The sequence below is a fragment of the Pseudoalteromonas sp. S1609 genome (assembly GCF_005887255.1).
Lineage (GTDB): Bacteria > Pseudomonadota > Gammaproteobacteria > Enterobacterales > Alteromonadaceae > Pseudoalteromonas.
On sequence record NZ_PNDJ01000031.1, the window covers coordinates 1 to 6,147 of the forward strand.

5 protein-coding genes are annotated in these 6,147 nt (G+C 41.6%); 4 read left to right on the forward strand and 1 reads right to left on the reverse strand.

The window, feature by feature from the left end:
* Positions 1-344: 344 nt before the first annotated feature.
* The 3 genes from CWB76_RS09070 to CWB76_RS09080 all read left to right on the forward strand — a co-directional run bounded on the left by CWB76_RS09070 (position 345) and on the right by CWB76_RS09080 (position 2,210).
* Positions 345-1,088 carry a ferredoxin--NADP reductase gene (locus CWB76_RS09070; RefSeq protein ID WP_138606988.1) on the forward strand — a complete coding sequence of 248 codons (744 nt, stop codon included), beginning with the start codon at positions 345-347 and terminating at the stop codon, positions 1,086-1,088.
* 90 nt (positions 1,089-1,178) lie between these two features.
* Positions 1,179-1,880 (forward strand): nuclear transport factor 2 family protein, encoded by a 702-nt coding sequence (locus CWB76_RS09075; protein WP_138606990.1) that lies wholly within the window; start codon positions 1,179-1,181, stop codon positions 1,878-1,880.
* A gap of 9 nt (positions 1,881-1,889) precedes the next feature.
* The gene (locus CWB76_RS09080; protein ID WP_138606992.1) at positions 1,890-2,210 is read left to right on the forward strand and encodes a hypothetical protein; all 321 of its coding nucleotides are present in this window, start codon (positions 1,890-1,892) and stop codon (positions 2,208-2,210) included.
* Here CWB76_RS09080 and CWB76_RS09085 read toward each other — a convergent pair.
* Positions 2,207-3,088: a tetratricopeptide repeat protein gene (locus CWB76_RS09085; protein ID WP_138606994.1), complete on the reverse strand. Its 882-nt coding sequence runs from the start codon at positions 3,086-3,088 to the stop codon at positions 2,207-2,209. The two genes, CWB76_RS09080 and CWB76_RS09085, sit on opposite strands and share 4 nt — an antisense overlap.
* Before the next feature lie 641 nt (positions 3,089-3,729).
* Between CWB76_RS09085 and katG the strand changes: the two genes are divergently transcribed.
* On the forward strand, positions 3,730-5,910 hold the full coding sequence (gene katG, locus CWB76_RS09090; protein ID WP_138606996.1) for a catalase/peroxidase HPI: 2,181 nt from the start codon (positions 3,730-3,732) through the stop codon (positions 5,908-5,910).
* The last annotated feature ends 237 nt before the right edge of the window (positions 5,911-6,147 follow it).

Genomic DNA, 6,147 nt, shown 5'->3' on the forward strand with positions numbered 1-6,147 from the left:
ATGTCAAACAAAAATGCGCGAGGTAAACTCCCGCCTACTGATATGGTTAACTTCTAAATTTACTGTAGGCGGAGCTTTATGCCGCGCAAGGTCATTATTCACAAAGAGGGCAAAGAGACGCTGCGCTGAAAGAGTAGATTAAAGATCTCAGGTTTTAGCACTAGCTCGTTGCTCGATACTCGAAACTCGTAGCCCGTAGCCCGAAGCCCGTTGTGTTCCCATTTATTTCCCTGTCAGTATTTATAACTTAATGCTAATGTTTAAGTTATAAAGCTTGCCTTTAAAATGAACAATTTTAAAGTTTTAGCTGATAGCTAAAACACGTTTTAAACTCTGGAGTAACTATGTCTAATTGGATTGATGCGACAGTAAAGTCAGTCAAATGGTGGAATGAATCGTTATTTAGCATAACCGTTCACGCTGATGTAGAGCCGTTTAAAGCAGGGCAATTTACAAAGCTTTCTATTATGGACGGTGATAAACGTATCGCTCGCGCCTACTCTTATGTTAACGCCCCTCAAAGTCCTGATTTAGAGTTTTACCTCATTAACGTGGTTGATGGTTTACTATCCTCTCATTTAGCCACTCTCAAACCAGGTGACACCGTATTAATAGAGCGCCGAGCAACTGGTTTTTTTACTCTAGATGAAGTGCCAGCAAGTGAGCAATTGTGGATGCTGAGTACAGGCACAGCAATTGGGCCATTTTTATCAATGCTACAGCAGAGCGAAGTATGGCAAAAATATCAACACATAAATTTAGTGCATGGGGTACGGAAAAATAGCGATTTAAGCTATCAGGAGCTTATTGGCAAACTAAAAAGATTATACCCTAGTCAACTCAACTATATTCCGGTTGTTAGCCGTGAGGCGCCTTTACAGGGCTTAGCTGGTAGAATTACCACAGTGATTGAAAACAACGCTTTATATGAGCACGTTGGATTATGCGCCACACCAAATAACGCGCAATTTATGTTGTGTGGTAATCCGCAAATGGTTAAAGACACCACAGAATTATTATTGGCTCAAAACTATAAGCGTAATCGCCGAAAAGAGCCGGGGCATATCACTGTTGAGCAGTATTGGTAGTGAGTTATAACGTTATAATAACTATCTCAGAGGCCTAAAATTTGCTATGTTGCGCTTTAATTGCATTTAGTCTTTGTACTTAGGAAATCCATGAAATCTTTATTTATTATTTGTGCCTGTTTATTGGCCGCTTTCACGTTAAATAGTCATGCTATAGAGCAATCAACACAGCTGGACGAGACTAAACAAACACAGCAAAAAAACGCACCGCAGCAACAAGATGCGCTTGATACATTAAGCCAAGAGGCTAATACACCAAAAAAGCCGGTTGTTGAGAAAGTAAAAGCAGATGACTCTCAAGTACTGGGCAGTGAATCAACAAAGCCCGCACAGCAGCCTAATAGTAAAGCTGATAAAGCACAGGCTGTTGCGCAAGCTGAGCAAGCAGTAACACAAGCAAAAGAAGCACTCACAGCAAGGCAACAAGCCAAAGCAAAACAGTCTCGCGAGTCACTGGCTGTTGTTGAGCAATTAGTAAACGCTTACAATGCGCGTAACATTGAAGAATTTATTCGCATGTATGATGAAGATGTTGAGTTTTATATTTTCCCGAATGAGCTATTATTTAAAGGCAAAGAAAAACTAATAGCACGTTATGGCATTATGTTTAAAAAACTTAAGTGTCTGCACTCATCACCAATTAAGCGTATTGTGCATGGTGACATTGTAATAGACCATGAGCTATCAGAAACCTGCTCAACGGATGCGAACGTTATAGATAAACGTTCAGAGCTTATTTCAAGTTATCAGATCAAAGATGGTAAAGTGGTTAGGGTTTTATTTTTTAGGTAATTATTAATTATGCAGCTAAGTGACGAGAAAAAAATTCGCGTAATGTATCGAGTAGAGCCAGGCTGTTTAGGCCCAGAAGGCGTAGACCACATTGAAGACTTTTGTCGCTTTGCGAACAAACACATTAAATCGCCTTATTATGCGCAGTTATTATTTTTACCCCGATACGACAAGCAAAAAGATGAGCGCCAATATAGCGTTAAAAACCGCAATTTATCTCAGGTGCAGGCTAAAGCGTACTTAAATCATTTTGAAATTGACATAGAAGACTTTGAAGAGCAGCTCGACGAGCTGCTCTCTAAATCAATAGATTTATACTTTAAACGCTAGGCTTCATTTGAAACAATAGCATTAAAGCTTTCGTTATCATGTAGGCTGGCAAAAGCACTTTCGTGAAGTAGCTCGTTTCGCAAATTAGGCGAGTACTCAAGCGACATTTTTATATCAGCTAGAGCATCTGCATGCTCATGGGTTAAAGCATACGCACAGGCTCTTTGCCAATAGGCGTAACCATAATCACTATCTATATCAATAGCTTGATTACAAAGCTCAATAGCTTGCTCAGTCTCATTTAGCTCTAATAACGCATCCGCTTTATAGGCAATGGCTTCTACATCTTCTGGTTTACGTTTTAAAATCTCATCGAATATTTCAATTTTATTGGCAATATCACTTTCTAGGTTGGCTCGCATCCATAACGAATGAACTTCGTTGGTGATCGATATACGTTCTTGGTTACTGAGTATTTCTTCAGAGCGTACACGCAGTTTCTCTTCTAAAATTTTCAAGCGGTCTTCGTACTCGTCAGTAATCACACTAACTCGTGTATTTACTATATCTTCTACTTTATTTTTTACATCACGTAGTGAATTCCAGCCCACCAATACTAAAATAGAAGCGGTGGCGGTGATAATAAAAAATACATTGTTAATCGTGTCGGTTGTGTAAGTTAGCGCCCTATCAGCGGTATCTAACTGAGCATGAGTGACCTGTTTGGTTAAGTCTTCACGCAGTTTTTGTTGATCTTGGCGTACCGACTTTAATTCGTCGAGAATATAACGCTCAAGTAATGGCTTATACATTGGCTCTTTTAGCTGCGCTAATTCACGTTGCTGTTGCTCATCCAAGGTCGCGGTGTTTTTATCAGCAGCTTGCACTGCAGATGAAGCACCTATAAAAACAATAAATAGTAAAAAATAAAAACGCATTGATATGCCTAGTTAAAAAATTAATTAATCGCTTCGCTAACTTTAACATGCGCACATCATTGGTACTAGGGTGAGTATAGGGAAGCTGGTATTAACTTGGGTGGCAGTAATTATAGGCAAAAAAAACCAGCCCAAGGTGGGCTGGAAAAAACTACATCAACATCTCAGGGAACAATAGGAGATAAGGCCTAGTGTATGTGTCACTACCTGAATTTTTACTTAACTAAATTCAAATAGTTAAAAATGGGGAAGAAATAAAGGTGCATAAATAATTTATACACCTTTTATAACTATAATTTCATGGCGAAGGGGGGTATTCCACTGTGCACTTAAGATAACCTAAGTCACTTTCAAACCCTTCAGCATACATTACGTGGCTATTTTTAATAACGATCATCTATTTTATAAAAAGTTTTAATATTAAGCACACAACTGGCAGCACCATCATATTTATAAATGATTGTAATCGTTTTAAAGCATCGTCTTGCGCTAGCGTATCAAAGCCGCTACACGTATATTGAATAAGCAGAGACCGTACACGTCATTAATATAATGGCAAAAAAATAACAGCGCTCCCAATTGGTGAATGCCAAAAGCAGTAAGCATGGGCGTTTTTATTTATATTTAAAAAGGAGCTCAATATGGATAATCATAAAGCGGGTAAATGCCCAGTTATGCATGGCAGTAATACCACAACTGAAAACACCAATACAGATTGGTGGCCAAATTCACTGAATTTAGACATCCTTCATCAGCACGATAGTAAAACGACCCCCTACGATAGCGACTTTAATTACGCCGACGCTTTTAATTCACTCGACTTAGAGGCACTTAAAACCGACCTAAAAAATTTAATGACTCAAAGCCAACCTTGGTGGCCAGCCGATTGGGGGCACTATGGTGGCCTGATGATCCGTATGGCGTGGCATGCTGCGGGCTCGTATCGTTTAGCGGATGGCCGAGGCGGTGGCGGTACGGGTAATCAACGTTTTGCTCCACTTAACTCATGGCCTGATAATGCTAACCTCGACAAAGCTCGCCGTTTGCTGTGGCCAATTAAAAAGAAATACGGCAATAAGCTTTCATGGGCTGATCTGATGATTTTAGCCGGTAATATGGCGTATGAATCAATGGGACTTAAAACCTTTGGCTTTGCTGGCGGACGAGAAGATATTTGGCACCCAGAAAAAGACGTTTACTGGGGCGCAGAAAAAGAATGGCTTGCGCCTAGTGATGAGCGTTATACCCAGGTTGATAAACCCGATACCATGGAAAACCCATTAGCAGCAGTACAAATGGGCTTAATTTATGTAAACCCAGAAGGGGTTAATGGCAAGCCCGATCCGCTTAAAACCGCGGATCAAGTCCGTGAAACCTTCGCCCGCATGGCCATGAACGACGAAGAAACCGCAGCACTCACCGTTGGTGGCCACACTGTAGGTAAAACTCACGGTAATGGTAAAGAAGAAAACTTAGGCCCAGAGCCAGAAGCTGCCGACGTGCACGAGCAAGGCCTTGGTTGGAATAACCATAAAACTCGTGGCATTGGCCGCGATACCATGACCTCAGGTATTGAGGGCGCATGGACAACCTACCCAACTAAATGGGATAACGGCTATTGTAAATTGTTACTCAATTACGAATGGGAGTTAACAAAAAGCCCTGCCGGTGCTCATCAGTGGGAGCCGGTTAATATTAAAGAAGAAGATAAACCCGTTGATGTGGAAGACTCATCAATTCGTTTAAACCCAATAATGACCGATGCCGACATGGCAATGAAGCTCGATCCCGCATATCGTAAAATTATTGAGCGTTTTAATGACGATTTTGAGTACTTTACTGACGTATTTGCTCGCGCATGGTTTAAGTTAACCCACCGTGATTTAGGGCCAAAATCGCGCTATTTAGGTGCCGATGTACCAAGCGAAGATTTAATCTGGCAAGATCCAATTCCAACGGTTGATTACACCTTAAGCGACGCTGAAATAACCGACTTAAAAGCGAAGCTACTCAATTGTGGATTAAGTGAAACCGACTTAATTAATACCGCATGGGACAGTGCACGTACTTATAGAGGCTCCGATCACCGTGGTGGTGCTAATGGCGCCCGTATTCGCCTAGCTCCGCAAAATAACTGGCAAGGTAACGAACCTGCGCGTTTAGCCAAGGTACTTAGCGCACTTGAAACACTGCAAGCGAGCTTAACTAAGCCTGTTAGTATGGCTGATTTAATTGTACTTGGCGGCACCGCTGCAGTAGAGCAAGCCGCTAAAAAGGCCGGGGTTGATGTAACCGTACCATTTGCCCCAGGGCGTGGCGATGCAACTGATGATATGACCGACGCAGAGTCATTTGAGCCATTAGAGCCAATTCATGATGGCTTTAGAAACTGGTTGAAAAAAGACTACGCTGTACCCGCCGAGGAGCTATTACTGGAGCGCAGCCAATTAATGGGCTTAACCGCGCCAGAAATGAGCGTGTTACTAGCTGGTATGCGCGTACTGGGCACTAACTATGGCAATAGTGAGCATGGCGTATTTACAGAAAACGTAGGCGTACTGAGTAACGACTTCTTTGTTAATTTAACCGACATGAACAACCGCTGGGAACCTGCAAGTAAAGGCGAGTACAATATAGTTGAGCGCGCAAGCGGTAAAACCAAGTACACGGCTACGCGGGTTGATTTAGTGTTTGGTTCAAACTCAATTTTACGTGCATTGGCAGAGTTTTATGCTCAAGACGATAACAAAACCCGTTTTGTACACGACTTTATAAATGCATGGGTAAAAGTAATGAACGCCGATAGGTTTGATATTAAATAAACCTGAGTAGTATTTAAAAAGGAGCAGCAATGCTCCTTTTTTTATTATTTGAAAGTTACGAGCTGCGGGCAACGGGCTGCGAGGCGCGAGCTAGTGCTAAAATCTGAAACCTTTATCCTTTAACCTACTCTTTCAGCGCAGCGCCTCATAGCCCTCTTTGTGCATAATTCACTAAAAGCTATTTGAACACAGAGAAGCGAATGAGAGTAAATGAGAAGACAACGGACTTCGAGCTGC

Coding starts and splice junctions, on each gene's coding strand:
- CWB76_RS09085 (WP_138606994.1), bottom strand. CDS start 3,088: ATGCGTTTTTATTTTTTACTATTTATTGTTTTTATAGGTGCTTCATCT.
- CWB76_RS09080 (WP_138606992.1), top strand. CDS start 1,890: ATGCAGCTAAGTGACGAGAAAAAAATTCGCGTAATGTATCGAGTAGAG.
- CWB76_RS09075 (WP_138606990.1), top strand. CDS start 1,179: ATGAAATCTTTATTTATTATTTGTGCCTGTTTATTGGCCGCTTTCACG.
- CWB76_RS09070 (WP_138606988.1), top strand. CDS start 345: ATGTCTAATTGGATTGATGCGACAGTAAAGTCAGTCAAATGGTGGAAT.
- katG (WP_138606996.1), top strand. CDS start 3,730: ATGGATAATCATAAAGCGGGTAAATGCCCAGTTATGCATGGCAGTAAT.